Raw genomic sequence first — 26,620 nt, forward strand, 5'->3', positions numbered from 1 at the left:
TTAATCTTTCTTGAACTGCATTATTTTTTCTTGTGTGCGATAGCTTTGAAGGCAAGCGCTGGCGCTCGTTTTTTTCCCGCCAGGCTTTTGCATTTCTAGGATTTCAATCACGCCATCTCCGCACTGAACATACACTGCATCTCCATCAAACCCCAATACTTGTCCTGGGGCGGTGTTTTGCAATGCTTGCGTTTTGCTAGGCAAGCAAGAGTTCCAAAACTTGAATTGCTCGCCATGAAGGTTGCTAGTAGAGCCAGGAAATGGATTAAAAGCACGTATGCGTTGATCAATTTCAATGGCACTTAAATGCCAATCGATCTCTGCTTCATTCTTTAATATTTTTTCTGCATAGGTAACACCTGCGCTAGGCTGCGGAGTTCTTGCGATGCCAGAGCCTTTATCCAAGTCATTGAGCGTCTTGACCATGAGCTCCGCACCCAAGACTGCCAAACGATCATGGAGTGATGAGCTGGTTTCATGAGGCGTAATTTCTAGATCGCCTACCAAAACGGTATCGCCAGTGTCTAAGCCTGCATCCATCTGCATGATGCTCACGCCTGTAGTGGCATCACCACTCTCAATGGCACGCTGTATCGGCGCTGCACCACGCCACCTTGGCAGTAAAGAGGCATGAATATTGAAGCAGCCATATCTACCGTTGCGGGAAGCAATATCAAGAATGTCTTGGGGAAGAATTAATCCATAGGCAACAACCACCATCACATCAAAATCAATATCAGATAAATATTGATAAGCCTGTTGAGCGGCAATCTTCTTTTGTGGATCTGCATGCTCCCGCTTCAGCGTTTCCGGCTGCAACACAGGAATGTTTTTCTCTTGCGCAAATATTTTTACGGGGCTAGCCTGGAGATGCATGCCGCGACCCGCACGACGATCTGGTTGGGTAAGCGCTAAAACAATTTGATGGCCAGCGCGATCTATTGCACGCATTGCTTGTGCAGCAAACTCTGGGGTGCCAGCAAAAACAATTTTCATTGGGCGCTTAGCGCTCGCCTACTAATTCTTTTGCGCGCTTTTTCATTTTGAGAGAAATGCGGTTGCGCTTCAACATCGAGAGATACTCAACAAATACTTTACCCTGCAAGTGGTCCATCTCATGCTGCAAGCAGACTGATAACAAACCATCTGCCTCCACTTCAAATTCTTTACCGTTGATATCAAGCGCCTTCACTCGGACGACTGCTGGACGATCTACTTCATCGTAATACTCTGGCACAGAGAGACAGCCCTCACGCCACGATTTTTTTTCAGGGCTTGCCCAAACTAATTCTGGGTTGATGAATACCATTAGCTCATCTTGATTGTCTGAGACATCAATCACCACAATCCGCTCATGAATATCTACCTGAGTTGCAGCCAAACCAACGCCAGGAGCTTCGTACATTGTCTCGGCCATATCAGCCACAATTTTTTTGATGCGTGCGTCTACCTGCGCCACGGGTTTTGCAACCTTGTGTAAGCGCGGATCCGGATAACAAAGGACGGTTAATAAAGCCATATGGGAATTATCCAACAGAGTAATCAGACTGTCCCGATAGTTCTCTCTCGCCCCATGCTGAAAATTGCTTCATGCACATTTCAAATAGTCCTCACATCATTCAAATGCACCCGGACAACCCTGGCTACCCAGCTCGCTTGCTAGATTTATGCGACCCACCTCATTCACTCTATATATATGGGGACATTAGCCTGCTAAATTTGCCCATGATTGCCATTGTTGGGTCACGTGCCGCTAGCCCAGAAGGAATCAAAAACGCACACTATTTTGCGCAGGCCCTATCTGCAGAGGGGTATCTGATTGTTTCTGGCCTAGCTAAAGGGATTGATGGTGCTGCTCACCTAGGCGCTCTTGGGCCAAATCAAGACCATCCAACCTTAGCGGTGTGCGGAACAGGGCTGGATATCGTTTATCCAAGAGAGCATCTTCAGCTGGCTAAGGCGATTGCCGGGGTTGGGCTCTTAATCTCTGAGCTGGCCCCAGGATTGGGTCCAAAACCCTGGCACTTCCCACGCAGAAACCGCATCATTGCTGCCCTAGCCCTAGGAATCTTGGTAATTGAGGCTGCTGAGCGCTCTGGCTCGCTGATTACCGCTAGGCTGGGGTGCGAGCTTGGGCGGGAGATTTTTGCGATTCCCGGATCGATTCACCACCCTCTGGCCAGGGGCTGCCACCAACTCCTGCAGCAAGGTGCCAAACTAGTCCAATCCCCAAAAGATATTCTTGAGGAATTGCCAAAATACCAAAAAACCTCATTTAAAGTGCTTTAAAAGCCTATTTTGACTAAATTAGCCCTTCATAAGACCCTCAAGTGGGCTCCAAAAAATGCGGGTTTTGGACTTTTGTTAATTTATCGGTTAATAATAAAAAAGAGGGGTGCGACGGTTTTACCCAGGATCTGGTTTAAATTGGTCGCCCGTTTTCACCCATTAAAAACATCATTTCAAGCTCAAATTTAGGCAAAACGCGTGGCAACTAAAGCAACTACCAAGAAAAGCAGCTCAAAGACCTCAACCGTAGATCATCCTAAGGCGCTGATCATTGCGGAGAAACCTTCCGTTGCGAATGACATTGCCAAGGCTTTGGGTGGCTTCACCAAATACGAGGACTATTTCGAGAGTGATGACTTTGTTATCTCTTCCGCAGTTGGCCATCTATTAGAAATCGCCGCCCCCGAAGAATTTGATGTCAAACGCGGCAAGTGGTCATTCGCGAATCTTCCAGTTGTGCCACCCTATTTTGATTTACGCCCGATTGCTAAAACTGAATCGCGGCTTAAGGTATTGCAAAAGCTCATTAAGCGTAAAGATATTAATGAACTCATTAATGCATGTGACGCGGGACGCGAAGGTGAGTTGATTTTCCGTTTAATTGCTCAGCACGCAAAAGCACCTCAAGCAATCAAGCGACTTTGGTTGCAATCAATGACGCCAGCAGCCATTCGTGATGGCTTTGCCTCACTGCGTAGTGATAGTGATATGCAGCCCCTAGCAGATGCAGCGCGTTGCCGCTCTGAGGCTGATTGGCTCGTGGGAATCAACGGCACTCGCGCCATGACTGCGTTCAACAGTAAGAGCGGTGGATTCTTTCTAACAACGGTTGGTCGAGTACAAACGCCGACGCTATCAATTGTGGTGGAGCGCGAAGAGCTCATCCGTAAATTTATCTCCAAAGATTATTGGGAGGTGAAGGCTGAGTTTATTGCTGCAGCCGGCGTGTATGAAGGCCGTTGGTTTGATCCGAAGTTTAAGAAAGATGCGGCTGCGCCTGATGCGCGTGAAAATCGCCTATGGAGCGAAGCAGCAGCGCAAAGCATTGTTGCAGCCTGCCGCGACAAAAAGGCGAGTGTTAAAGAAGAGGCAAAACCAGCCACTCAACTAGCACCACAACTATTTGACTTAACTAGCTTGCAACGCGAAGCCAATGCACGCTTTGGTTTCTCCGCCAAGAATACTTTGGGTTTAGCCCAGGCGCTTTACGAGCGTCACAAGGTGCTTACCTATCCACGTACCGATGCGAAAGCATTGCCGGAAGATTATCTGGATACCGTGAAGCAGACCATGGAAAACTTGGCTGAAAACTCACAAGAGTATCGCCCCTTCGCCAAACAAATTTTGCAAGGCGATCCCAAGGATCCAAAAGCAAAGACGGGATATGGCTGGATCAAACCGAACAAACGTATTTTTGACAACTCAAAAATATCTGATCACTTTGCAATCATTCCCACCTTAGAGTCTCCAAAGAGCCTGAGTGAGCCTGAGCAAAAGCTGTATGACTTGGTTGTTCGTCGCTTCTTGGCAGTGTTTTATCCCGCAGCTGAATTCCGCGTCACCACTCGCATCACCGAAGCATCAGGACACCACTTTAAAACTGAAGGTCGCGTGCTGGTCACACCAGGTTGGCTAACGGTTTACGGCAGATCCAATCAAGCGGATGATGAGCTAGTTGCAGTCCAAGAAGGTGAGACTGTACAAACTGAATCCATCGCCGCCATTCCCTTAAAAACCAAGCCGCCAGCTCGCTACACCGAGGCAACTTTGTTATCAGCAATGGAAAGCGCCGGTAAGTGGGTAGATGATGATGAGATGCGCGAAGCCATGGCCGAAAAGGGTCTAGGCACACCTGCAACACGTGCGGCCATTATTGAGGGCCTGCTAGCAGAAAAATATATGGTGCGCGAAGCACGCGAACTCATTCCTACAGCCAAAGCATTCCAATTAATGACACTCTTGCGCGGCTTGGATGTTGAAGAATTAACGCGGCCAGATCTCACGGGCAGCTGGGAAAATAAACTCTCCTTGATTGAGCGTGGCGAGATGAATCGCGACACCTTCATGCAAGAAATTGCCCAGATGACCCAACGCATCGTCAAGCGTGCAAAAGAATATGACAGCGATACGATTCCTGGTGACTATGCCACCATGTCTACGCCGTGCCCACACTGTAAAGGTGCGGTTAAAGAAAACTATCGCCGCTTTGCTTGTGAGAAATGTGGCTTTACGATTAGCAAAACCCCGGGTGGTCGTGCGTTTGAATACCCCGAAGTAGAAGAATTACTACGTGAGAAAACTATTGGGCCGTTGCAGGGTTTCCGCAGCAAAATGGGCAGGCCATTTGCGGCAATTATTAAGTTAAGCGAAATCCCCGAAGATGATGCTGACTATCCAAACGCAGGCTTCAAGCTCGAATTTGATTTTGGCAATACTCAAGAAGATGAATCCGAGGCGATCGACTTTACTGGCCGTCAAGCTTTAGGCGTTTGTCCAAAATGTTCTGGTGCAGTGTATGAAGATGGCATGCGCTATTTGTGCGAAAGAAATACCGGGCCAGATAAATCATGTGATTTCAAAACGGGCAAGGTTGTTTTACAACAAGAAATTTCTGCTGAGCAAGTTCAAAAATTGCTTACCGAAGGCAAAACAGATTTGCTAACCAATTTCAAATCAAACCGTACTGGTCGTGGCTTTAAGGCTTATCTCGCCTTGGGCACAGATGGCAAAATAGGTTTTGAGTTTGAAGCAAAAGCACCTAAAGAGGGTGCCGCCACTAAAGCTCCAGCGAAGAAACGTGCCGGCGCCAGCGCAGCCACTAAGTCTGCAGCAAAACCTAAGCGTGCCAGCAAAGCAAAGTCATCTTCAAGCACCTGAGCACTAATGAGTTTGGCCGCTAGAGCCGACCACAGTGCGCCTCTCGACCCCAGGGCTGTTGCCAAAAATATCCCTGGGCGTTGAGTCAGCGCGCCAATAATAGGCAAACGATCGCCAGCAACGCAACGAACACCTACAAAGCTTCCTGACTTTTGAAGTTGGCTAAGGTCACCATGTTCGTAATTCAGCAAGCCTCTTGCCTGTTCACGATTAAAGTCATCACTAGCATCCCAATCCTGAAGATCAGACTCTCCCTCGTCAAAACTAGAGCCCACTATCCATTGGTAGCTGCCATCGGGTAATTTCTTAGCTGGCAAACAATAGCCATCACCTGATATAGCGGTGCGAGGTAGTTTTGGCGCCCAGGAACTATTTTCATCAATAGTAAAAATACTCAGCTGTCCGCGCACTGGCCTCAAAGGAAGTCGTACGTCGATGCTTGCGGCTAACTTTTTAGTTTCGAGCGCTGTCGCAATAATGACTTTGCCAGCAGTCATGATGGGCTTATCTTGAGGGTCGATTAATTGCCAGCCAGCATTTACTTTTTCTAGTCGAGCGACGGGAGTATTCCAACAGCAAGTCATTTTTGGGTGGGGAGCCAACGCATCTTGCGTTGCTTCAAACAAATTTAATGATGCGCCCCGTGAAAGCCAAATGCCATCTTGAGAAATTCCACAAGCTTGCATTGCATCATTCGCATCAAGTGCTTGTGCCATACTCTCATCAAGATTAAGTGACTGCAGATAGCTTGCAACATCATCACGATTAAAAACTTTGTCTTTTTTGTTTGGCTGAAAGATGCCGTGCTGATTCCAGACCTTGCCCCATCGAGCTTCGGCCATCAAAAAGGCAATGCGAGTTAGGCGTAATAAACGGGGAGCTCCACGACCAACATGTGGATGAGCAATGGCGTAAGCGTGACTAGAACATGCTGATGCGGGATGAGGGGCTGAGTCAACAATACAAACCGCTTGACCGCGCTCGAGCAGCTCACTGGCAATGCTAGAGCCTGCAATGCCTGCCCCAATCACCACGATGTCATGGTGTTGGGGTAAGGTCATTAAATAAAGATGTTTTAAAAAAGGCTTCTTAAATTTCTAGGAAATGCCTAGGCGTTTAAGCGCTTCTCAATTTTGCTACGAGCTTCGATTAACTCTTTAGGCAAACGCTCACCCAAATGCTCAAATAATTCTGAATGCAGTTTGAGCTCGTTCTTCCAGTCGTCAACACCAACAGTAATCGCTTTTTCAAACTTATCTGCTGAGTAGTCGAGACCGTTCCATTGCATATCAGCGTGTTCTGGGCAAATACCAAATACAGTCTCTTTACCTTTGGCTGTGCCTTCGGCGCGGCCCAAGACCCAAGAAAGTACGCGCATATTTTCACCAAAACCAGGCCATACAAACTTGCCGTTTTCATCTTTGCGGAACCAGTTCACACAATAGATTTTTGGCAACACAGCACCTTCAGCAGCAAGCTTGCTACCGATGTTTAACCAATGTTGGAAGTAATCGCTCATGTTGTAGCCAGCAAATGCAATCATCGCAAAAGGATCACGACGAACAACGCCAACTTGACCAGTAATAGCTGCGGTTGTTTCGGAGCCCATTGTTGCAGCCATGTAAACACCCTCTACCCAGTCACGCGCCTCGCTTACCAATGGAACCGTGTTTGAGCGACGACCACCAAACAAAAATGCATCAATCGCTACACCCTCAGGATTATCCCAATTAGGATCAACCGCAGGGTTATTAGTAGCAGCTACAGTGAAGCGTGAATTTGGGTGTGCAGCTTTGCGACCAGCAGCGCCATCAGCAGGAGTCCAGTCCTTGCCTTGCCAATCAATTAAATGTGCTGGAGGTGTATCAGTTAAACCTTCCCACCAAACATCACCATCATCGGTTAAGCCAACGTTAGTAAAGATCACGTCTTGGTTTAATGAATCGAGACAGTTTGGATTGGTTTGGCGGTTTGTTCCTGGAGCAACTCCAAAGTAACCCGACTCTGGGTTAATCGCAAACAAACGTGTCTTACCTGTAACAGGGTCTTTGCGTGGCTTGATCCATGCAATGTCATCACCAACTGTAGTGACCTTCCAGCCCTCGAAGCCCTTTGGAGGAATCATCATGGAGAAGTTAGTTTTTCCGCAGGCAGATGGGAACGCAGCAGCGATATGGTATTTCTTGCCTTCCGGTGAAGTCACACCCAAGATCAACATATGCTCAGCCAACCAGCCTTGATCGCGACCCATGTTGGAAGCAATGCGCAATGCAAAACATTTTTTACCTAGCAATGCATTGCCACCGTAACCAGATCCAAAAGACCAAATCTCACGAGTTTCTGGGTAGTGAACGATGTACTTGTTTTTATTGTTAGGCCATGCAACGTCTTTTTCGCCAGCAGCCAAAGGCTTACCAACGGTGTGAATGCAAGGAACGAATTCGCCAGTTGCACCCAGTTGATCAATCACCGCTTTACCCATGCGAGTCATCAAGCGCATGTTAATAGCAACATATGGGCTATCAGAAAGCTCAACGCCAATGTGGGCGATTGGGGAACCAATTGGGCCCATTGAGAATGGCACTACGTACATTGTTCTACCGCGCATGCAACCATCAAACAATGGCTTTAGAGTAGCGCGCATTTCACTTGGCTCTACCCAGTTATTCGTTGGGCCTGCATCTTCTTTTTTTGCAGAGCAAATAAACGTGCGGTCTTCAACACGAGCTACGTCATCTGGATCTGACAATGCCAAGAAAGCGTTTTTGCGTTTAGCTGGGTTGAGACGCTTGAATACGCCTGCATTTACCAGCAGCTCACAAAATTCATCGTACTCAGCCTGAGAACCATCACACCAACGGATTTTGTCTGGTTTAGTTAAGGCGGCTATATCTGCAACCCATTGAATCAGTTTTTGATTTTTTACGTACTCAGGTGCATTGGTATTGATAGTCATGAGAGTCCTATGAAATGTAATATTTTTGATCGCACTATTTTAACATTTTGGCCATATTTTTAGGGTCTGGCCCACCAAGTGCAAACCCTTTACTTGCCGATACAAAATTGGCTAAAAATCTTGCCCAAAAGGTCATCGGGGAGTAGTTTTCCAGTAATGTGCCCAAGCTGATCTTGTGCTAAACGGAGCTCTTCTGCAAATAACTCCAGCGATATGTTGCCATCTGCTGCGAATTGCTGAGATTTATCTATATGAGCAGCAGCTCTGTCTAGACAATCCAAATGCCGTCTACGGGCCACAATGGCACCCTCTTGAGTACCGCCCCAGCCTACAGACCTTAGGATTGTCTGTTTTAGAGCTTCAATACCATTGCCCGTCTTCGCTGAAATTAGCAAACTGGGATTTTCATCATGATTTAACGCAGCTTCACTCAATAAGTCGGATTTATTGCGAACCTCTAAAACAGGGCACTTTGGTGGGAGCGCTTGCAATATTTGAGCCTTCAACTCGGAAGCCTCAGCGCTTTTGCCTTTATCCATAGGGCTTGGATCTTGCAGAAATATCACCAGGTCGGCTGCTCGAATGGCCTCCCAAGACCTTTCAATCCCTTTTGCCTCAACGAGATCGCCGGTCTCACGCAAACCAGCGGTATCAATGATGTGCATAGGCACCCCATTAATGGTGATGCTCTCCTTAACCCGATCTCTTGTAGTTCCAGCGATAGGCGTGACAATGGCCACCTCCTCACCAGCCAGGCGATTCAGAAGAGAGCTTTTTCCAACATTGGGGGCGCCGGCCAAAACCAACTGGATGCCGTCGCGCAAAATTTTTCCTTGCTTTGCACCTTCACGAAGCCCTTGCAACTTTTTCATCACAGTACTGAGGCGCTCGCGAGCCTGAGCATTCTCTAAAAACTCAATCTCTTCTTCAGGAAAGTCTAAGGTGGATTCCACCAAAATACGTAACTGGGTAATTTCTTCAATCAAACTATTGATGTCGTTTGAAAAAGCTCCTTGCAATGAGCGTGCTGCCCCACGAACTGCCGCCTCACTTTGGGCATCAATTAAATCTGCGATAGCCTCTGCTTGGGCTAAATCGATTTTGTTATTTAGATAAGCGCGTAGAGAAAATTCGCCAGGTTCAGCAATTACCAAGCCTTGATCTTTTCCCAGCTCTAGACAACGCTTCATGACCAACTCTAAAAGTTGTGGGCCACCATGACATTGCAGCTCCAAGACATCCTCGCCAGTAAAAGAGGCGGGGGCAGCAAAGTAAATAGCAATGAGCTGGTCTATCGACTCGCCTTGCGCATCACGAAGTGTCAGTAAGTTGGCCTGACGGGGCAGAAGTGCCTTCTGAAATAAAGCTTCTGAGAGCGGTAAAAGCTGAGCTCCACTAATGCGAATGACACCAACACCCGCCTTGCCTGGTGCGGTGGCAACCGCAATGATGGGCAACTTTCGAGTCATCATTGCGGGCACTCCGTATTCATCTTTAGGCAGCTAAAAATTTATTTAGCCGGCTTCTTTCCAAACATTTGATTGATCTGCCATTGTTGAGCAATTGACAGCAAGTTGTTTACTACCCAGTACAGAACCAAGCCTGCAGGGAAGAAGAAGAACATCACTGAGAACACTAGCGGCATATACATCATTACCTTTGCCTGAATTGGATCTGGTGGCGTTGGGTTTAGTTTGGTTTGCACAAACATAGAGGCTGCCATGATGATTGGCAAAATATAATATGGGTCCGGAACTGATAGGTCATGAATCCAACCAATCCATGGTGCGTTACGCATTTCTACAGAGGACAGCAGAACCCAATACAAAGAAATAAACACTGGGATCTGAATGACTACAGGTAAGCAACCACCCAAAGGATTAATTTTTTCCTTGCGATACATCTCCATCATGGCTTGATTGAGTTTTTGTGGCTCGCCCTTGTACTGCTCTTTCATGGCAATCAAACGTGGCTGAACTTCTTTCATGCGCGCCATTGATTTGTAACTAGCAGCAGACAGTGGGAAGAACACCAACTTAATCAAGATGGTCAACAAGATAATTGACCAACCCCAGTTACCAACATAAGCGTGAATATTTTCTAGCAGCCAGAAAATAGGTTTAGCAAGAATGGTGAGGTATCCGTAGTCTTTCAGCAAAGCAAACCCTGGAGCAATCGTTTCTAAAACGCTTTCCTCTTGTGGGCCTACAAACAGCTTTGCTTTTTCAACAACAGTTGTTCCTGGCGCCACTACGCCCAAAGGAGTTTGCATACCAATGCGGTAAAGGTTGTTATCAATTCTTCCGGCGTAAATGTCACGCGCCATCTTGTCGCCAGGAATCCAGGCGCTAGCGAAGTAGTGCTGAACCATGGCGATCCAAGCGGGATCTCCTGCTGGCACCTGTGTAGGAATCGTGATTTTGTTTTTATCAATGGCCGTGAATTCCAGCTTATTGAATTTTTCTTTTTCGGTGTATGCAGCTGGGCCAGTAAAGGTGCTTGCTGAGAATGCGCCATCAAAAGGCCCAATTTTTTGCTCTTGCGAAGCGTCGCGCACGATCTCTGTGTAAAGGACCAAGGGTGCTGCATTCGTATTGCTTTGTGTAACGCGATGTCCAACATCAACAACATAACTGCCGGGACTTAAGATAAATGTCTTCTCTAGTTTTACGCCGTTGCGCTCGCTAGCCAAAACAATAAAAGGTTTTCCTGACCCATCCTTACCGGACTGCACTAACTTAAACGTGCTGGTGTGATTAGGTAGGTCTGCATTACCCAAAGCAATTAAGCCGGAACGTGCAAAATATTTATGGTTTGGTGCGTATTGAAATAACTCGACCGGCTTCTTTTCTGCGGTCAGCTGTTTGGGTAATTTCGCATCAATAATGTTGGCGCCATTAGCGCTGATTTCTAAAATCAATACATCGTTTTGCAATACAAACTTTTCTGCCGTTTCAATTGCGCTAGCAACAATAGCAGGCGCTTGATTCGATGCTGGAATGCTTGGGTTTTGAACGGGCGATGGAATATCTACTTTGCTTGCTTGAGCTTTTTCAGGCACAACAGCAGTGCTTGCAGGGTTTCCACCAAACATCGACGGCTTCCCTTCGTGAACCTGCCAGTTGTTGTAAAGCATTAAGCCTGACATTGAGAAGACTGCCCAAAGAATTGTTTTTTTAAAGTCCATTTGCATTCACTTAATGATGATGAGGTGTTGGTTTTACTGCGGGGTCATATCCCCCTTGTGACCATGGGTTGCAACGCAAAACACGCCACACCATTAGCCTAAAGCTTTTTAAAAATCCGTAATTTGTAAAACAGTCGCAAGCGTACTGAGAGCAAGAAGGCACAAACTTACATTGCATGCCAACAAAAGGACTAAGCGCTATTTGATAAGCTCTCAAAACCTTAACAGCCGCTTTGTTTAGTGGGTGCACGTTAAATCAACCCATCTATTTGAGTGCGCAGAGCTTCTTTTTCTTTATTTCTGAGTCTGCCGCGCGTCTCACGACCAATTGGTTTTTTTAGCTTCACCACAACATCGCTGTTGAGGTGTGTAGCCTGGGCGCCTCTAATCAATTCACGGATCATGCGCTTTAATTGGTTGCGATCTACTGCACGCTTAGCTAATTTTTTAGCGACCGCAATACCTAAGTCTGGTTTAACGCCCTGAACCGGAGATGCCAAATACAAACCCCAATACAAATTTGTCTTGGGGCGTGTTTTTAGTAATTCAGAAATCCTGGCGCTATTCAACTGCTAATTTAAACAGCTAGACGTTTGCGACCTTTAGCGCGACGTGCATTTAAAACTGCGCGTCCACTCTTAGTTTTCATACGAATACGGAATCCGTGAGTGCGTTTACGACGTGTTACTGAGGGTTGGTATGTTCTTTTCATGATTCATCCTGCAAAACCCCGTATTTTCCTTGTTGCGCAGCAAAAGGTCAACCGCCGCGGAAGAATATATAGGTATTTTTCTCTATTTTGTTTGACTGTTTTTATTAAGCCATTGATTTATAGGTATTTTTAGATTTTATACACAAGTTATCCACAGGTTTTCCACGTTTTTCTGGCTTGTGGATAACTTTATGGGATCGCTACAATGGATCCTCCAAAAATATGAGTAACTTACAGAATCCACCCACATTGAATTCACTTAGCCCACTGGGGTTTTGGGATGGCGCCCTAGGCGCCCTTGCTCGCGAGCTCTCCCCCCAACAATTTAAAACTTGGATTGCCCCATTAAGCTTAGTTTCTTATGATGAAAGTGAGCAGTCACTCATCTTGGGAGCGCCAAACAGGTTCAAGCTTGATTGGATAAAAAAGACTTTTTCTGACCGTTTCCAAGAGATGGCGGATCAATATTTTGGCCACCCAATTGCCCTAAGCTTCATTCTTAATGTTGAGGGATCAAGCAGCCAAACAATGCCGGCCAGCACCCCTCAAGAAAAAGCTGAACCTCAAGAGCTTGTAATTAATTCGGATAGCGCCTCGACAGAGGAGCAGGCTTTTGAAATTGAAGATCACTCAAAACTAAACCCGAACCTTACTTTTGAGACTTTTGTAACTGGTAAGGCAAATCAATTGGCGAGGGCCGCCTCAATTCAGGTTGCCCACAATCCAGGCACCTCTTATAACCCCATGTTTTTATATGGTGGGGTAGGTTTAGGTAAAACCCACTTAATCCATGCGATTGGGAACCATCTTTTAAAAGAGAAGCCCAATGCCCGAATTCGATATATCCACGCAGAGCAGTATGTCTCCGACGTGGTCAGGGCTTATCAGCAAAAGGCTTTTGACCGCTTTAAGCGCTATTACCACTCATTGGACCTTCTATTAATTGATGATATTCAGTTTTTTAGTGGGAAATCTCGGACTCAAGAGGAGTTTTTCTACGCTTTTGAGGCGCTTCTGAGCAACAAAGCCCAGGTCATCATCACAAGCGATACCTACCCAAAAGAAATGGCTGGGATAGACGATCGCCTCATTTCACGCTTTGATTCAGGCCTAACGGTAGCAATCGAACCACCCGAACTTGAGATGCGCGTAGCCATTTTGATGAAAAAGGCTTTGAGTGAGGGCATCCCCATGAGTGAGGATGTGGCCTTCTTTGTGGCGAAACACTTAAGATCCAACGTACGAGAGTTGGAGGGGGCGTTAAGGAAGATTTTGGCCTTTGTTCGCTTCCACGGCAAAGAGGTCACTATTGATGTGGCCCGCGTAGCCCTAAAAGACTTACTTTCAATACAGAATCGTCAAATTTCGGTTGAAAACATCCAAAAGGCGGTGGCAGATTTTTACAGCATCAAAGTTGCGGACATGTATTCCAAAAAACGTCCAGCAAACATTGCTCGTCCACGCCAAATTGCCATGTTTATGGCTAAAGAGCTTACCCAGAAAAGCCTCCCAGAGATTGGGGAGTTGTTTGGCGGCCGAGATCACACAACCGTCTTACATGCCGTTCGAAAGATTGGTGAAGAACGCTCCCATGATGGTCAACTCAACCACGAAATCCACGTTATTGAGCAAACCCTAAAGTCGTAGGTTTCTAGCCTGTGGATAAGGTTGTGGATAGGTCAATGGATAAGTTTGGGGACAACATGTGGATAAATTGTGGAAAGCTCACGCTTCATGCAAAAATAGGGTGTTGATTAAAAGTTATCCAATATTTATGCAGTGTTTATACAAAAGTTTTCCACAGGTTTTTTTTGGTTTTAATGGGTTGTTTTATATACGGTTTTTGAGTTATCCACCGAAATAACGAGCCTTATTACTACTACTAATAAGATATATACAAGGATTTAAAAGCAATGCAACTAGTAAACACCTCACGTGACAGTTTGTTAAAACCTCTTCAGGTTGTTAGTGGCATTGTTGAACGTAGACATACCTTACCCATCTTGGCGAATTTATTATTTAAGAAGCAGGGTGACAAGGTTTCTTTTATATCCACTGATATAGAAATTCAAATTACAACCAATGCTAGTTTTGGTGTTGGTTCTGAAGATGTAACCACCACGGTTGCCGCAAGAAAGTTGCTTGACATCTTGCGCGCTCTCCCGGAGGGGCCGGTTGCATTAAATCTTAAAGATAACAAGATGGTTGTTCAAAGCGGTAAGAGCCGCTTCTCTTTGCAAACTTTATCTGCAACTGAGTTTCCGGTAATGCAAAGTGTTGGTGAGGTGATTGCAAGTTGGAAGATGACTCAAAAGAGTTTTCGTCAACTGGTTAGTCAAGTCCATTTTGCAATGGCACAACAAGATATTCGCTACTACCTCAATGGTATGTTGTTAGTTGTTGAGGGCAAACAGGTAATCGCTGTAGCTACTGATGGCCATCGTTTAGCTTATTCCCAGGTTGAATTAGCTGAGGCTCCAGTGGGTTCTGGTCAAAGACAAGAAATTATTATTCCTCGTAAAACCATTCTTGAGTGCCAACACCTCCTTGAGGACTCAGATGAGATGTTGGAGATGAGTCTTACATCAAACCAGGTGAAGTTTACTTTTGGCGATATCGAATTGATCTCAAAATTGGTTGAGGGTAAGTTTCCTGATTTTCAGCGAGTGATTCCAAAAGGCCATAAAAATTCATTGGTAGTTGGGCGCGATGTTTTGCAATCAGCGTTACAGCGAGCTGCAATTTTGACAACCGATAAATTTAAAGGTGTTCGCTTCTCTTTATCACCAAATCGAATCACCGTTCAATCAACGAATGCTGAACAAGAAGAGGCGCAGGAAGAGATTGAGACTGAATATAGTGGTGATGTAGTTGAGATTGGTTTCAACGTAAGTTACCTATTAGATGTTTTATCAAACTTGAAGAATGAAAAAATCCAAATTAGCTTAGGTGACGCCAATAGTAGTGCGGTGATTACCTTACCTGGTTCGGAAGACTTCAAGTATGTTGTGATGCCAATGCGTATTTAATTTAGAAAAAAATGACTGAAGAAAAAAAAGCAGTAGAGCAGTACGGTGCATCATCGATCCAAATCTTAGAAGGTCTTGAGGCAGTTCGTAAGCGTCCGGGCATGTATATCGGAGACACCTCCGATGGCACAGGTTTGCACCACTTAGTTTTCGAGGTTTTAGATAACTCTATTGATGAAGCGTTAGCTGGTTATTGCTCTGAGATTACTGTTGTTATCCAAACCGATAACTCCATTTCTATCGTTGATAACGGTCGTGGCGTTCCAACAGGCATTAAGTACGACGACAAGCATGAGCCGAAAAGAAGTGCAGCTGAAATTGTGATGACGGAGTTACATGCTGGTGGTAAGTTTGACCAAAATAGCTATAAAGTTTCTGGTGGTTTGCATGGTGTTGGTGTAAGTTGCGTTAACGCGCTATCTAAGTGGTTAAAGCTCACTATTCGTCGTGACGGCAAAGCTCACTATATGGAGTTTGCGCGTGGTGTGATTCAGAACCGCAATATTAAAGAAGAAAATGGTGTCGCGGTTTCTCCAATCACAATTACTGGTGATACCACCTTATCTGGTACAGAAGTCCATTTTTTAGCTGATGAAGATATTTTCGGAAATGTCGAGTTTCATTATGAAATTCTTGTTAAGCGTATCCGTGAACTCTCTTTCTTAAACAATGGCGTTCATATCAAACTAATTGATCAGCGCTCTGGTCAAGAAGAGGATTTTGCCTTCTCTGGCGGTGTAAAAGGTTTTGTTGAGTACATCAACCAAACTAAAAATGTTTTACACCCAAATATTTTTTATGCTGAAGGTATTCGCCCATCAGACTTAGGCGGCAACATCACCGCTGAAGTATCTATGCAGTGGAATGATAGTTTTAGTGAGCAAGTACTTTGTTTTACTAACAATATTCCTCAGCGTGATGGTGGTACCCATTTAACCGGTTTGCGTGCCGCTATGACACGTGTCATTAATAAATATATTGATGAACATGAAGTCGCCAAAAAGGCAAAAGTAGAAATCTCTGGTGATGACATGCGCGAAGGCCTTGCCTGTGTGCTGTCGGTTAAGGTGCCTGAACCAAAGTTTTCAAGCCAAACAAAAGATAAATTAGTTTCCAGTGAGGTTCGTGGTCCAGTAGAGGAAATTGTTGCTGAGGCTTTGAGTGCCTATCTTCAAGAGCGCCCTGCCGATGCAAAAATCCTTTGCGGGAAAATTGTAGATGCCGCTCGTGCCCGTGAGGCTGCACGTAAAGCGCGTGATATGACTCGTCGTAAGGGGGTTTTGGATGGTTTAGGCCTCCCCGGCAAGTTGGCAGACTGCCAAGAAAAGGATCCAACCAAATCTGAACTGTTTATTGTCGAGGGAGACTCCGCGGGAGGCTCTGCGAAGCAGGGGCGCGATCGCCGTTTCCAAGCAATTCTTCCGCTCAAGGGAAAAATCTTAAATGTGGAGAAGGCTCGCTTTGACAAAATGCTGGCCAGCCAAGAGGTTGTTACATTAATTACCGTGCTTGGTACGGGTATTGGTGCTGAAGAATACAAAGCCGACAAACTGCGCTATCACCGCATCATCATCATGACCGACGCGGACGTTGATGGTAGCCACATCCGCACACTTCTACTTACTTTCTTCTATAGACAAATGCCTGAGCTGATTGAGCGTGGCCATATCTATATTGCGCAACCACCTTTATATAAGGTGAAGTTTGGTAAGAATGAGCAGTACATCAAAGATGATGCTGAATTAAACCAACTGCTTTTAAAGATCGCTCTAGAGTCAGCATCACTACAAACCCCTGCTGGTGAAATTATTGAAGGCGCTGCATTGGGTGAGTTGGCAAAGCATTATCAAGTCATTCAATCTATTGTTGATCGCCTCTCACGCACTATTGATGAAGATGCCTTGCGTGCAATTGCTTCTGGTACCCAATTAAATTTAGATACTGAACAGTCTGCTCAAGAGTCTGCTGAGCGGTTACGCATTGCACTTGCTGATTCTTTAAATCCTTTGGCCTTGCCACCAGAAATTATTGTGCAAAAGGAAGAGCGCACCGATCGATTTAAGTTGTTGCTCTCTCGCCGCATACACGGCAACCTGAAGTTATCTGCAATTAACTCTGACTTTGTTCATGGTGATGACTATCAAAGCTTGGCAAATGCTGCCGCGGTTTTATCTGGCAAAGTATTGCCTGGCTCGAAAGTGCGTCGTGGCGATCCAGACAAAAACCAAAAAGAACAAGCCATTCAAGATTTCAGGGCGGCCTTTGCTTGGTTGCTTTCTGAGGCAGAGCGTGTGCTTAGTCGTCAGCGCTACAAGGGTCTTGGTGAGATGAACCCATCGCAGTTGTGGGAAACCACAATGGATGCTGGTTCACGCACTTTGCTTCAAGTCAAAATTGAAGATGCCATTGCCGCCGATCAAGTATTCACCACCTTGATGGGTGATGAGGTTGAGCCGCGTCGCGCGTTTATTGAGAAAAATGCATTAATTGCTCGTAACCTGGATGTTTGATTTAGATGGCTAAAAAGAAATTGGCAGTACCAAGTGTGGATAGGTCTTGCATCATCGTTAAGTCTTCACCTATTCACGGCAAAGGGGTGTTTGCTGCAAAACCTATTAAAAAAGGTGCGGCCATCATTGAGTACAAGGGTGAGCGCATTAGCTGGAAGCTGGCTGAGAAGCGCCATCCACATGATCCCAAAGACCCAAATCACACTTTCTATTTTTCTTTAGAAGATGGGCGTTGTATTGATGCTAAATACGGCGGCAACGCCGCACGCTGGATTAATCATTCTTGCAAGCCTAGCTGCGAAACCCGAGAAGATAATTTTGATGGTGAGCCACGGGTGTTTATTTATGCCAAACGTGACCTCAAATTGGGTGAGGAGCTTTTCTATGACTACTCGCTCGATGTCGAGGGTCGCGTTACCAAGAAAATGAAAAAAGACTACGAGTGTCGTTGTGGTGCAAAAAAATGTCGTGGCACCATGCTCTCACTTGACAATAAGTAACCCTCAAAAATGTTGTTTGTCAGCATTCAAGATCTAGAGGCCGCCATTAACTATTGGCGCAGCCAATCACCTGCAGTTGGTGAGGAGTTGCACTTGTGCCCAGAGGCTGCGGCGCTTGCGAAGCCATATGCCCTCATGATTGTTCAGGGCGCCCAAAGGGTTCCCATGGATGTGTTGGATGAGACGGCAAGATTAGCAATTCAAAAATTTTTCAAAAGTACCCACACAAATTAAACAACACGCGCTTTGTGTCTTTAGGGTTATCGCTATATTAGTAAGCACTCTCTTAGGGTATTCTCAAACTCTTGCCCATAAAAGGGTGTGAGGATCTGAGTTTGCAAGAAACAATATTAAAAACAATTGGCCTTGGAAAAACTTTTAAAGGTTTTTCTGCGGTGAGTGATGTCAATTTAGATGTCACTCGGGGAACTATTCACGCCTTGATTGGGCCCAATGGAGCGGGCAAGACAACTTGTTTTAACCTCCTTACTAAATTCTTAGAGCCTAGCAGCGGCCAAATTCTATTTAATGGTTTTGACATCACTAAAGAAAAGCCGGCACAAATTGCGCGGCGCGGCGTTGTTCGATCCTTTCAAATTTCTGCCGTTTTTCCGCATTTAACTGTTTTAGAAAATGTTCGTGTTGCACTGCAGCGAGGCTTGGGTACCGAATTTCATTTCTGGAAGTCCGGAGACTCGCTTAACGTGCTTAATGAGCGCGCTGAGGCACTCTTGTGTGAAGTTGGTTTGGCTGATTTTGCTCACGAAGAGACTTTAAACCTGGCCTATGGGCGTAAAAGAGCTTTAGAGATTGCCACCACCATGGCCATGGAGCCCGAATTAATGCTGTTGGACGAGCCAACACAGGGAATGGGGCATGAAGACGTAGAGCGTGTTACCGAGTTAATTGATCGGGTTGCTAAGGGCCGCACGATTTTGATGGTTGAGCACAATATGAAGGTGGTGTCATCTATTGCCGACCGCATTACGGTATTGCAGCGAGGCTCGGTTTTGGCTGAGGGCTCTTATCAGGAGGTTTCAAGCAACCCGCTGGTTGTTGAGGCTTACATGGGTAGTCATGGGGGCGACAGCATATGAGCAATATGGCCCTAGAGGTTAAAAACCTTGAGTCTTGGTATGGCGAGTCCCACATCCTTCATGGTGTGAATTTTGCAGTGCGTGATGGTGAGGTGGTCACCCTTTTGGGTCGCAACGGCGCTGGTCGCAGCACTATTTTAAAAACCATTTTGGGTTTAACCAGCAAAAGAACGGGCTCAGTAGAGATTTATGGCAACCAAACTATTGCGATGCCAACTTACAGGATTGCCCGTCTCGGGGTTGGCTTCTGCCCAGAAGAGCGCGGCATCTTCGCCAGCCTAAGTACTGAAGAAAATCTAATGCTGTTGCCAGAGATTGCCCCTGGTGGCATGGGTCTGGATGAGATTTATGAGATGTTCCCCAACCTTTATGAGCGACGCAATAGCCCTGGCACAAGGTTGTCGGGTGGTGAGCAGCAAATGCTCGCAATGGCACGTATTCTGAGAACGGGCGCAAAACTACTATTGTTAGATGAGATTACTGAGGGCTTGGCGCCGGTGATTGTTCAAAAGCTGGGCGAGGTGGTGACGAGTTTGCGCAACAAAGGCTTCACAATTGTGTTGGTGGAGCAAAACTTCCGCTTTGCAGCGCCCTTGGCTGATCGTCATTATGTGGTTGAGCACGGCAATGTGGTGGAAGTTGTGAATCAAAACGAGCTTGCTGAGAAGGCAAGCTTATTGAATGAGTATCTTGGTGTTTAGTGGTTATCTATAGGAGATAAAAATGAAGCTAAAGCAAATTACCGCATGTCTGGTGGCGGCAACCTTTTTTGGTTCAAACCCAGCGTTTGCACAAACAGCTAAAGTTAGTGGTGATGTAATCAAGATTGGTGTTTTAACCGACCTGTCTTCAACGTATTCAGACTTAGCTGGTCCTGGCGCTGTGATTGCGGCAAAAATGGCGATCGCCGACTTTTCAAAAGATGGCACTGTTATTGGTAAAAAGATTGAATTGGTTAGCGCTGATCATCAAAACAAAGCAGATATTGCCGCAAATAAAGCACGTGAGTGGTACGACAAAGACGGCGTTGATGTGATTGTTGAGTTGGTATCTACCAACGTTGCGCTCGCCGTGATGGAAGTGGCAGAACAAAAAAATAAAATCACATTAGTTTCTGGCGCGGCCTCTTTGCCAATTACCAATGAAAAATGTACCGCTAATAACGTACATTGGACTTACGATACCTACGCGCTTTCAAACGGAACGGCTAAGGCTGTTGTAAAGCAGGGCAAAAAGAATTGGTACTTCCTAACGGCTGACTACGCTTTCGGCGCTGCTTTGGAAAAAGACTCAACCAACGTTGTTAATGCAAACGGCGGTAAGGTATTGGGAACAAGTAAGCACCCATTCCCTAACAGCGACTTTTCTTCTTATCTCTTAAAGGCGCAAGCTAGTGGAGCAGATGTTGTGGCATTGGCGAACGCAGGTCAAGACACCATTAACTCGGTGAAGCAAGCTTCAGAGTTTGGCATCAATAAAAAACAAACTGTAGTTCCTTTGCTCATGTTTATCTCCGATGTTCACTCTTTGGGTTTGAATGCTGCACAAGGTATGTACTTAACCGAAGGCTTCTACTGGGATAAAGACGATAAGACACGCGCATTCTCTAAGCGCTTCATCTTGCAACATAAGCGTATGCCTACCAGTGTTCAAGCTGGTGTTTACTCATCTGTTCTTGCTTACTTAACTGCAGTACAAAAAGCTGGTACTGACGATACACAAGCGGTAATGAAAGCCTTGAAATCTACCAACATTGATGATGGATTATTCAAAGGAAAAATCCGCGCTGATGGTAAGTTTGAGCACGACATGTATTTGCTTGAAGTGAAGAAGCCGGCTGACTCTAAGAGCCCATGGGATTATTACAACGTCAAGGCGGTGATTCCTGCTGCTGAGGCAACACAACCACTTTCATTGTCGCGATGCAAGCTGGTTACTAACAAGTAATTCATTTCTAGCTAAGTATGTTTGAACTTCTTGGAATTACCCCACAAGGGCTGGTTGCTCAGCTCTTAGTGGGGCTTATTAATGGCTCCTTCTATGCCATTTTGAGTTTGGGTCTGGCCATTATTTTTGGCCTACTCAATATCATCAATTTTTCGCATGGCGCCCAGTACACAATGGGTGCATTTGTTGCATGGATTGGCCTCACTCAAGTTGGCCAATGGTTTGGTTTTCCTGAGTTCTCAATTAATTATTGGTTTGCATTAATTTTGGTGCCCTTGGTTATGGCGGGCTTTGGTTTGATCCTTGAGCGCACGATGCTCAAGCGCCTTTATCACCTGGATCACTTGTATGGCCTGTTATTAACTTTTGGTTTGGCGCTCATCATCGAAGGCATGTTCCGTCATTGGTATGGAATTTCTGGTGAAAGCTATCCAGCCCCTGAGTTATTGCAAGGCGCAATCCCCTTGGAGTCGATTGGCATTATTTTGCCTAAGTACCGTTTGTGGGTAGTCGTTGCTTCCTTGGTGGTGTGTTTCTCTACTTGGTATGTGATCGAGCGAACCAAGCTGGGCGCTTATCTTCGCGCTGGTACTGAAAACCCAAAACTTCTTCAGGCGTTTGGCATCAATGTGCCGCTAATGATTTCTTTGGCTTATGCCTATGGCGTGGGTCTTGCCGGTTTTGCTGGTGTTCTAGCTGCACCAATTTTTCAAGTTAACCCATTGATGGGTTCAAATCTCATTATTGTGGTTTTCGCGGTTGTTGTGATTGGCGGCATGGGCTCCATCATGGGCTCTATATTGACCGGCCTAGCCTTAGGTTTGATCGAAGGCTTAACTAAAGTTTTTTATCCAGAAGCTTCTGGCGTAGTTATTTTTGTGATCATGGCAATCGTGTTGCTCATTCGTCCTGCTGGACTTTTCGGCCGGGAGAAATAAGTGAACTCAAAAACAAAACTGCTTTACGGCATTCTGGTTTTAATTGCCCTATTGCTTCCATTTCAAGACTTTATTTATTTAGTTTTTGCAATGAAGGTCTTGTGCTTCGCACTCTTCGCTTGCGCTTTTAATTTATTGTTGGGATTCACTGGACTTCTTTCTTTTGGGCACGCAGCATTCTTTGGAACCTCTGCTTACATCACCGCTTATCTTTGTAAAGAGGCTGGCCTATCTCCAGAGTTCGGAATCGTGTTGGGTGTTTTGGGTTCCGGTATCTTAGGTTTTCTGATTGGCTCCTTAGCTATTCGTCGACAAGGTATTTATTTTGCGATGGTGACGCTTGCGCTTTCCCAGATGGTTTACTTCTTAGCGGTTCAACTCCCCTTCACTGGTGGTGAGGACGGAATTCAGGGTGTGCCGCGTGGAATGTTATTTGGCCTGATCGATTTAAAGGATGACGTCAGCATGTATTACTTTGTGTTGGCCGTTTTCTTGCTTGGATTTGCGTTGATCGTTCGCACTGTGGACTCTCCTTTCGGCCAAGTCTTAAAAGCTATTCGTGAAAACGAGCCGCGTGCAGTTTCTTTGGGTTATGACGTTGATCGTTTTAAGCTGATCTCTTTCGTGATTTCAGCTGCGCTTGCGGGCCTTGCTGGCTCTTTGAAAACCCTCGTCTTCCAGTTGGCAACATTGACCGATGTTCATTGGCACATGTCTGGCGAAGTTGTTCTCATGACTTTGCTTGGCGGAATGGGAACTATCCTCGGTCCAGTTGTTGGTGCGGGAATTGTGGTTGGTTTGCAAAACTATCTAGCTAACATTGGTTCTTGGAGCACCATTGCAACCGGATTCATTTTTGTAATCTGTGTCTTGGCATTCCGTCGCGGGGTTGTCGGCGAAATTACTCACTTCTTTAAGAAGAAAAACTGATTTAGGTTTTTTCTTATTCGCTTTTAGTACGGCGCTTCGGCGCCGTACTCATTTAAAACCTCCCGCCATTCGTTCAATATGTGTCGCCCCTTCTCGGCGGCGAGAATTGCGGGGTTGTTTAGTATCAATAATTCCCAACTATTTTTAAAAACTCCAATTAAATCAACGACTTATATATTAAACATCAAATTTATTGTTATTTGAGTGAGTATTTGTTTCACGTGAAACCTACAAAATGCTATGATCATCGCCCTATCTGAGGCAAATCATGCGTTATTCAAAGAACTTCGATGTCATTGTGGTTGGTGGCGGTCACGCTGGGACCGAGGCTGCCCTCGCTTCTGCTCGCATGGGATGCGACACCCTTCTTATTACCCACAGCATTGAGAATTTAGGTGCCATGAGTTGCAATCCTTCAATTGGTGGGATTGGCAAAGGCCATTTAGTAAAAGAAATTGATGCTATGGGTGGCGCCATGGCCGCAGCTACAGATGAGGCTGGCATTCAGTTTCGGATATTGAATTCAAGCAAAGGCCCCGCTGTTCGTGCGACGCGCGCACAGGGTGATCGAGTTTTATATAAAGCAGCGATTCGCCGACGCCTTGAGAACCAAGAAAATCTCACCCTTTTTCAGGCTGCTGTAGATGATCTTCTGGTTCAGGGTGATGAGGTCCAGGGCGTAGTTACGCAAATGGGCCTGAAGTTTATGTCTAAGAAGGTGGTTCTGACTGCCGGCACCTTCTTGGATGGCAAGATTCATGTGGGCTTAAATAATTACGCGGGTGGTAGAGCTGGTGATCCAGCTGCTGTTTCTTTGTCGGCCAGGTTAAAAGAGTTGAAACTTCCTCAGGGAAGATTAAAGACGGGTACACCGCCGCGGATTGATGGTCGTACGATTGATTTTTCGGTCATGCTGGAGCAGCCAGGAGATTTAGATCCTGTGCCTGTTTTCTCGTATTTGGGCCGACCTGAGCAACACCCAAAGCAAGTTCCTTGCTGGATTTCCCATACAAATGAGCAAACACACGACATTATTCGGGGTGGTTTAGACCGCTCGCCAATGTATACGGGTGTAATTGAGGGGGTTGGCCCACGCTATTGCCCTTCTATTGAGGATAAGATTCATCGTTTTGCCTCCAGAAATAGTCACCAGATCTTTTTAGAGCCTGAGGGCTTAACAACAAACGAGTTTTATCCCAACGGCATTTCTACCAGTCTTCCATTTGATGTTCAGTGGAGTTTGGTGCGAAGTATCCGCGGCTTAGAGTCTGCGGTGATTGTGCGTCCTGGATATGCCATTGAGTACGATTTCTTTGATCCGCGCCATTTACGCCATAGTTTGGAGACTAAGGCGATTGCCGGCCTTTACTTTGCCGGCCAGATTAATGGCACTACGGGTTATGAAGAGGCTGCAGCACAGGGCATGCTTGCAGGCATTAATGCCGGTTTAGCCGCACAGGGCAAGGAGCCTTGGCTGCCCAAGCGCAGTGAGTCTTACATTGGTGTTTTGGTGGACGACCTGATTACTTTGGGTGTTCAAGAGCCTTACCGCATGTTTACCAGCCGTGCCGAGTACCGCCTGAGCCTGCGTGAAGACAATGCAGATTTGCGCCTAACTACTATTGGCCGTGAGCTTGGTTTAGTGGACGACTACCGCTGGAATACGTTCTGTAGAAAACAAGAGGCTGTTTCACGTGAAACATCCCGCTTACAAGATATTTGGATTGGACCAAAGCACGGGTCCGCAAAGGCAGTTTCTGAACTCCTAGGCCAAGATTTATCCCACGAGTGCAGCTTGGCAGACCTTTTGCGGCGCCCAGGCATTACTTATGAGGCTGTCACGAGTTTGGCTGAGGGTCTTTGGTCGCCAGGAACGCTGGATGATGACTTGGGTTTGGCGCAGCAAATTAGCGATCAGGTTGAAATTTCCATTAAATATCAAGGCTATATAGACAGGCAGGCAGTTGAGATTGCTCGCCAAGAGCATAACGAGAGCTTTCCTTTGCCCGAGTCTTTGGACTACACCCAGGTTCTTGGTTTGTCGAAAGAAGTGCAGCAAAAACTGAATTTGCATAAGCCTGGCACCCTCGGTCAAGCTGGCAGGATCTCTGGTGTGACGCCGGCAGCTCTCTCGTTGCTATTGGTTCACCTTAAAAAGGGTCTAGGCCGCACCCAAGAAGAAGCGCATGAGCAGTGATTTGGTTTCTTTGGGGATTGAGGGCTTGGGTCTCAACCTTAGTTCCGCGAATATTGGAGATTTAGAGCTCTTTTTGCAGGAAATGGGCCGCTGGAATCAGGTCCATAATTTGACTGCAATTGAGGGTGAAAAGAACTCAGTACGATTGCATCTCATTGATTCTATTACAGTTTTACCAGTGATGCGTCAATTTCTTGCCCAAGAATCCTCCAAAATCGCAGACCTTGGTTCGGGCGGTGGTTTGCCAGCCATCCCTATCGCCATCTTGCAGCCTGAGTGGCATGTGACCTTGATTGAGGCTATCCGCAAAAAAACGGCGTTCTTGCAACATGTACGTGGCAAGCTGGGTCTAAAAAATATTCAGGTTCTGAGTGAGCGCGTCGAGGCGGTTGGTAGAGCACAGCCCGGACAGTTTGATGCGGTGATTTCTAGGGCATTTACTAATCTTGCCCACTTTCTAGAGCTTTCCCTCCCCCTTCTGAAGCCTGATGGCTTAGTGTTTGCAATGAAAGCTAAGCGGGCAGACGAAGAGCTGCAAGATGTTTGCATGGATGATTGGCGCTTGGTTGCCGATGAGCCCTTACAGATCCCAAATTTGGCGGTGGAACGCAGGCTTTTAGTCTTATCCCCCGTGAGAAAATTACCCCTTTAAAGCACGACATTTTTAAGAAAAATTATGGCCAAAATATTTTGTATTGCAAATCAAAAAGGCGGGGTTGGCAAAACCACCACTGCTGTGAATTTGGCCGCTGGTTTAGCTGGACATCAGCAACGTGTTTTGTTGGTAGATTTAGATCCACAAGGTAATGCCACGATGGGATCTGGAATTGAAAAAGCAGATCTCAATAACACTGTGTATCAAGTCTTAATTGGCCTGTCATCGGTGAAAGAATCCGCGGTGCGTTGCGAAAGTTCTGGTTACGATGTGCTGCCAGCAAATCGTGACTTAGCTGGGGCAGAAATTGAATTGGTGGATTTGGATTCTCGTGAACAACGATTGAAAGATGCGCTTGCACTCGTAGCAAATGATTACGATTTTATTTTGATTGACTGTCCCCCTGCGTTATCTCTGCTAACGCTGAATGGATTGTGTGCGGCGAACGGTGTGATCGTGCCAATGCAATGTGAATATTTTGCATTGGAAGGATTGTCGGATTTAGTTAATACCATCAAACAAGTACATGCAAACTTAAATCCTGATTTGGTGATCATTGGATTGTTGCGCGTGATGTTTGATGCGCGCATGACATTGCAACAACAAGTTTCTGATCAATTGCTTGAGCACTTTGGTGACAAAGTATTCAAGAGCATTATTCCCCGCAACGTCCGCCTGGCCGAAGCCCCGTCCTATGGGCTTCCTGGGGTGGCGTTTGATAAGTCATCGCGTGGCGCTAAAGCTTACTTAGAGTTTGGTGCCGAGATGATTGAGCGCATTAAGCAAATGTAAAACC

23 protein-coding genes and 1 pseudogene are annotated in these 26,620 nt (G+C 46.0%); 15 read left to right on the forward strand and 9 right to left on the reverse strand.

All coding sequences use genetic code 11. The annotated features are described in order from the left end of the window. Both fmt and def read right to left on the reverse strand, forming a co-directional pair. Positions 1–996, reverse strand: a complete 996-nt coding sequence (fmt, locus tag ICN25_RS01520) for a methionyl-tRNA formyltransferase (protein WP_216178725.1) — start codon at positions 994–996, stop codon at positions 1–3. A 7-nt stretch (positions 997–1,003) separates the two neighbouring features. Next, positions 1,004–1,519 (reverse strand): peptide deformylase, encoded by a 516-nt coding sequence (gene def / locus ICN25_RS01525; RefSeq protein ID WP_197712879.1) that lies wholly within the window; start codon positions 1,517–1,519, stop codon positions 1,004–1,006. A gap of 71 nt (positions 1,520–1,590) precedes the next feature. Between def and dprA the strand changes: the two genes are divergently transcribed. Together dprA and ICN25_RS01535 are read left to right on the forward strand one after the other, a co-directional pair. Continuing rightward, on the forward strand, positions 1,591–2,289 hold the full coding sequence (gene dprA / locus ICN25_RS01530) for a DNA-processing protein DprA (RefSeq protein ID WP_216178726.1): 699 nt from the start codon (positions 1,591–1,593) through the stop codon (positions 2,287–2,289). 198 nt (positions 2,290–2,487) lie between these two features. Beyond that, positions 2,488–5,166: a DNA topoisomerase III gene (locus tag ICN25_RS01535; RefSeq protein ID WP_216178727.1), complete on the forward strand. Its 2,679-nt coding sequence runs from the start codon at positions 2,488–2,490 to the stop codon at positions 5,164–5,166. Here ICN25_RS01535 and mnmC read toward each other — a convergent pair. The 7 genes and pseudogenes from mnmC to rpmH form a co-directional block, all read right to left on the reverse strand. Beyond that, positions 5,136–6,227: pseudogene (gene mnmC, locus ICN25_RS09915) on the reverse strand (FAD-dependent 5-carboxymethylaminomethyl-2-thiouridine(34) oxidoreductase MnmC); the annotation flags it as partial. The gene ICN25_RS01535 and the pseudogene mnmC overlap by 31 nt on opposite strands. Before the next feature lie 47 nt (positions 6,228–6,274). After that, the gene (locus tag ICN25_RS01540) at positions 6,275–8,122 is read right to left on the reverse strand and encodes a phosphoenolpyruvate carboxykinase (GTP) (protein ID WP_216178728.1); all 1,848 of its coding nucleotides are present in this window, start codon (positions 8,120–8,122) and stop codon (positions 6,275–6,277) included. Positions 8,123–8,211: 89 nt separating this feature from the next. Continuing rightward, positions 8,212–9,591 (reverse strand): tRNA uridine-5-carboxymethylaminomethyl(34) synthesis GTPase MnmE, encoded by a 1,380-nt coding sequence (gene mnmE / locus ICN25_RS01545; RefSeq protein ID WP_216179499.1) that lies wholly within the window; start codon positions 9,589–9,591, stop codon positions 8,212–8,214. A 41-nt stretch (positions 9,592–9,632) separates the two neighbouring features. Beyond that, positions 9,633–11,309 carry a membrane protein insertase YidC gene (gene yidC / locus ICN25_RS01550; RefSeq protein ID WP_216178729.1) on the reverse strand — a complete coding sequence of 559 codons (1,677 nt, stop codon included), beginning with the start codon at positions 11,307–11,309 and terminating at the stop codon, positions 9,633–9,635. Positions 11,310–11,319: 10 nt separating this feature from the next. Next, on the reverse strand, positions 11,320–11,559 hold the full coding sequence (gene yidD, locus ICN25_RS01555) for a membrane protein insertion efficiency factor YidD (RefSeq protein WP_216178730.1): 240 nt from the start codon (positions 11,557–11,559) through the stop codon (positions 11,320–11,322). A gap of 1 nt (position 11,560) precedes the next feature. Further along, entirely contained in the window at positions 11,561–11,878 is a 318-nt protein-coding gene (locus tag ICN25_RS01560) for a ribonuclease P protein component (RefSeq protein ID WP_216178731.1), read from the reverse strand. 8 nt (positions 11,879–11,886) lie between these two features. Further along, on the reverse strand, positions 11,887–12,021 hold the full coding sequence (rpmH, locus tag ICN25_RS01565; RefSeq protein ID WP_011903922.1) for a 50S ribosomal protein L34: 135 nt from the start codon (positions 12,019–12,021) through the stop codon (positions 11,887–11,889). 222 nt (positions 12,022–12,243) lie between these two features. Between rpmH and dnaA the strand changes: the two genes are divergently transcribed. The 13 genes from dnaA (at position 12,244) to ICN25_RS01630 (ending at position 26,616) form a co-directional block, all read left to right on the forward strand. Next, positions 12,244–13,668, forward strand: a complete 1,425-nt coding sequence (dnaA, locus tag ICN25_RS01570) for a chromosomal replication initiator protein DnaA (protein ID WP_216178732.1) — start codon at positions 12,244–12,246, stop codon at positions 13,666–13,668. Between the two features lie 266 nt (positions 13,669–13,934). After that, positions 13,935–15,050 (forward strand): DNA polymerase III subunit beta, encoded by a 1,116-nt coding sequence (gene dnaN, locus ICN25_RS01575; protein ID WP_216178733.1) that lies wholly within the window; start codon positions 13,935–13,937, stop codon positions 15,048–15,050. Positions 15,051–15,061: 11 nt separating this feature from the next. Continuing rightward, entirely contained in the window at positions 15,062–17,560 is a 2,499-nt protein-coding gene (gyrB, locus tag ICN25_RS01580) for a DNA topoisomerase (ATP-hydrolyzing) subunit B (RefSeq protein ID WP_216178734.1), read from the forward strand. A 5-nt stretch (positions 17,561–17,565) separates the two neighbouring features. Further along, positions 17,566–18,060: an SET domain-containing protein gene (locus ICN25_RS01585; protein ID WP_216178735.1), complete on the forward strand. Its 495-nt coding sequence runs from the start codon at positions 17,566–17,568 to the stop codon at positions 18,058–18,060. Positions 18,061–18,069: 9 nt separating this feature from the next. After that, entirely contained in the window at positions 18,070–18,294 is a 225-nt protein-coding gene (locus tag ICN25_RS01590; protein ID WP_216178736.1) for a DUF3717 domain-containing protein, read from the forward strand. A 95-nt stretch (positions 18,295–18,389) separates the two neighbouring features. Continuing rightward, positions 18,390–19,157, forward strand: coding sequence for an ABC transporter ATP-binding protein (locus tag ICN25_RS01595; RefSeq protein WP_216179501.1), 768 nt, complete (start codon positions 18,390–18,392; stop codon positions 19,155–19,157). Continuing rightward, positions 19,154–19,858, forward strand: a complete 705-nt coding sequence (locus tag ICN25_RS01600; protein ID WP_216178737.1) for an ABC transporter ATP-binding protein — start codon at positions 19,154–19,156, stop codon at positions 19,856–19,858. Before ICN25_RS01595 ends, ICN25_RS01600 begins: the two co-directional genes overlap by 4 nt. Positions 19,859–19,880: 22 nt before the next feature. Then, the gene (locus tag ICN25_RS01605; protein WP_216178738.1) at positions 19,881–21,104 is read left to right on the forward strand and encodes an ABC transporter substrate-binding protein; all 1,224 of its coding nucleotides are present in this window, start codon (positions 19,881–19,883) and stop codon (positions 21,102–21,104) included. Positions 21,105–21,121: 17 nt separating this feature from the next. Then, on the forward strand, positions 21,122–22,042 hold the full coding sequence (locus tag ICN25_RS01610) for a branched-chain amino acid ABC transporter permease (RefSeq protein ID WP_215308663.1): 921 nt from the start codon (positions 21,122–21,124) through the stop codon (positions 22,040–22,042). After that, positions 22,043–22,972, forward strand: a complete 930-nt coding sequence (locus tag ICN25_RS01615; protein WP_216178739.1) for a branched-chain amino acid ABC transporter permease — start codon at positions 22,043–22,045, stop codon at positions 22,970–22,972. It abuts the gene before it with no gap. A gap of 268 nt (positions 22,973–23,240) precedes the next feature. Further along, the gene (gene mnmG, locus ICN25_RS01620; protein ID WP_216178740.1) at positions 23,241–25,169 is read left to right on the forward strand and encodes a tRNA uridine-5-carboxymethylaminomethyl(34) synthesis enzyme MnmG; all 1,929 of its coding nucleotides are present in this window, start codon (positions 23,241–23,243) and stop codon (positions 25,167–25,169) included. Next, positions 25,159–25,821, forward strand: coding sequence for a 16S rRNA (guanine(527)-N(7))-methyltransferase RsmG (gene rsmG / locus ICN25_RS01625; protein ID WP_216178741.1), 663 nt, complete (start codon positions 25,159–25,161; stop codon positions 25,819–25,821). Before mnmG ends, rsmG begins: the two co-directional genes overlap by 11 nt. A 24-nt stretch (positions 25,822–25,845) precedes the next feature. Next, positions 25,846–26,616, forward strand: a complete 771-nt coding sequence (locus tag ICN25_RS01630) for a ParA family protein (protein WP_216178742.1) — start codon at positions 25,846–25,848, stop codon at positions 26,614–26,616. Positions 26,617–26,620: the final 4 nt, after the last annotated feature.

It is taken from the genome of Polynucleobacter sp. 80A-SIGWE (genome assembly GCF_018882295.1).
Taxonomy (GTDB): Bacteria; Pseudomonadota; Gammaproteobacteria; order Burkholderiales; family Burkholderiaceae; genus Polynucleobacter.

Coding starts and splice junctions, on each gene's coding strand:
- dnaA (WP_216178732.1), top strand. CDS start 12,244: ATGAGTAACTTACAGAATCCACCCACATTGAATTCACTTAGCCCACTG.
- ICN25_RS01630 (WP_216178742.1), top strand. CDS start 25,846: ATGGCCAAAATATTTTGTATTGCAAATCAAAAAGGCGGGGTTGGCAAA.
- ICN25_RS01600 (WP_216178737.1), top strand. CDS start 19,154: ATGAGCAATATGGCCCTAGAGGTTAAAAACCTTGAGTCTTGGTATGGC.
- mnmG (WP_216178740.1), top strand. CDS start 23,241: ATGCGTTATTCAAAGAACTTCGATGTCATTGTGGTTGGTGGCGGTCAC.
- rsmG (WP_216178741.1), top strand. CDS start 25,159: ATGAGCAGTGATTTGGTTTCTTTGGGGATTGAGGGCTTGGGTCTCAAC.
- def (WP_197712879.1), bottom strand. CDS start 1,519: ATGGCTTTATTAACCGTCCTTTGTTATCCGGATCCGCGCTTACACAAG.
- dprA (WP_216178726.1), top strand. CDS start 1,591: ATGCACATTTCAAATAGTCCTCACATCATTCAAATGCACCCGGACAAC.
- ICN25_RS01610 (WP_215308663.1), top strand. CDS start 21,122: ATGTTTGAACTTCTTGGAATTACCCCACAAGGGCTGGTTGCTCAGCTC.
- ICN25_RS01605 (WP_216178738.1), top strand. CDS start 19,881: ATGAAGCTAAAGCAAATTACCGCATGTCTGGTGGCGGCAACCTTTTTT.
- fmt (WP_216178725.1), bottom strand. CDS start 996: ATGAAAATTGTTTTTGCTGGCACCCCAGAGTTTGCTGCACAAGCAATG.
- yidC (WP_216178729.1), bottom strand. CDS start 11,309: ATGGACTTTAAAAAAACAATTCTTTGGGCAGTCTTCTCAATGTCAGGC.
- mnmE (WP_216179499.1), bottom strand. CDS start 9,591: ATGACTCGAAAGTTGCCCATCATTGCGGTTGCCACCGCACCAGGCAAG.
- ICN25_RS01540 (WP_216178728.1), bottom strand. CDS start 8,122: ATGACTATCAATACCAATGCACCTGAGTACGTAAAAAATCAAAAACTG.
- rpmH (WP_011903922.1), bottom strand. CDS start 12,021: ATGAAAAGAACATACCAACCCTCAGTAACACGTCGTAAACGCACTCAC.
- dnaN (WP_216178733.1), top strand. CDS start 13,935: ATGCAACTAGTAAACACCTCACGTGACAGTTTGTTAAAACCTCTTCAG.
- ICN25_RS01585 (WP_216178735.1), top strand. CDS start 17,566: ATGGCTAAAAAGAAATTGGCAGTACCAAGTGTGGATAGGTCTTGCATC.
- gyrB (WP_216178734.1), top strand. CDS start 15,062: ATGACTGAAGAAAAAAAAGCAGTAGAGCAGTACGGTGCATCATCGATC.
- ICN25_RS01590 (WP_216178736.1), top strand. CDS start 18,070: ATGTTGTTTGTCAGCATTCAAGATCTAGAGGCCGCCATTAACTATTGG.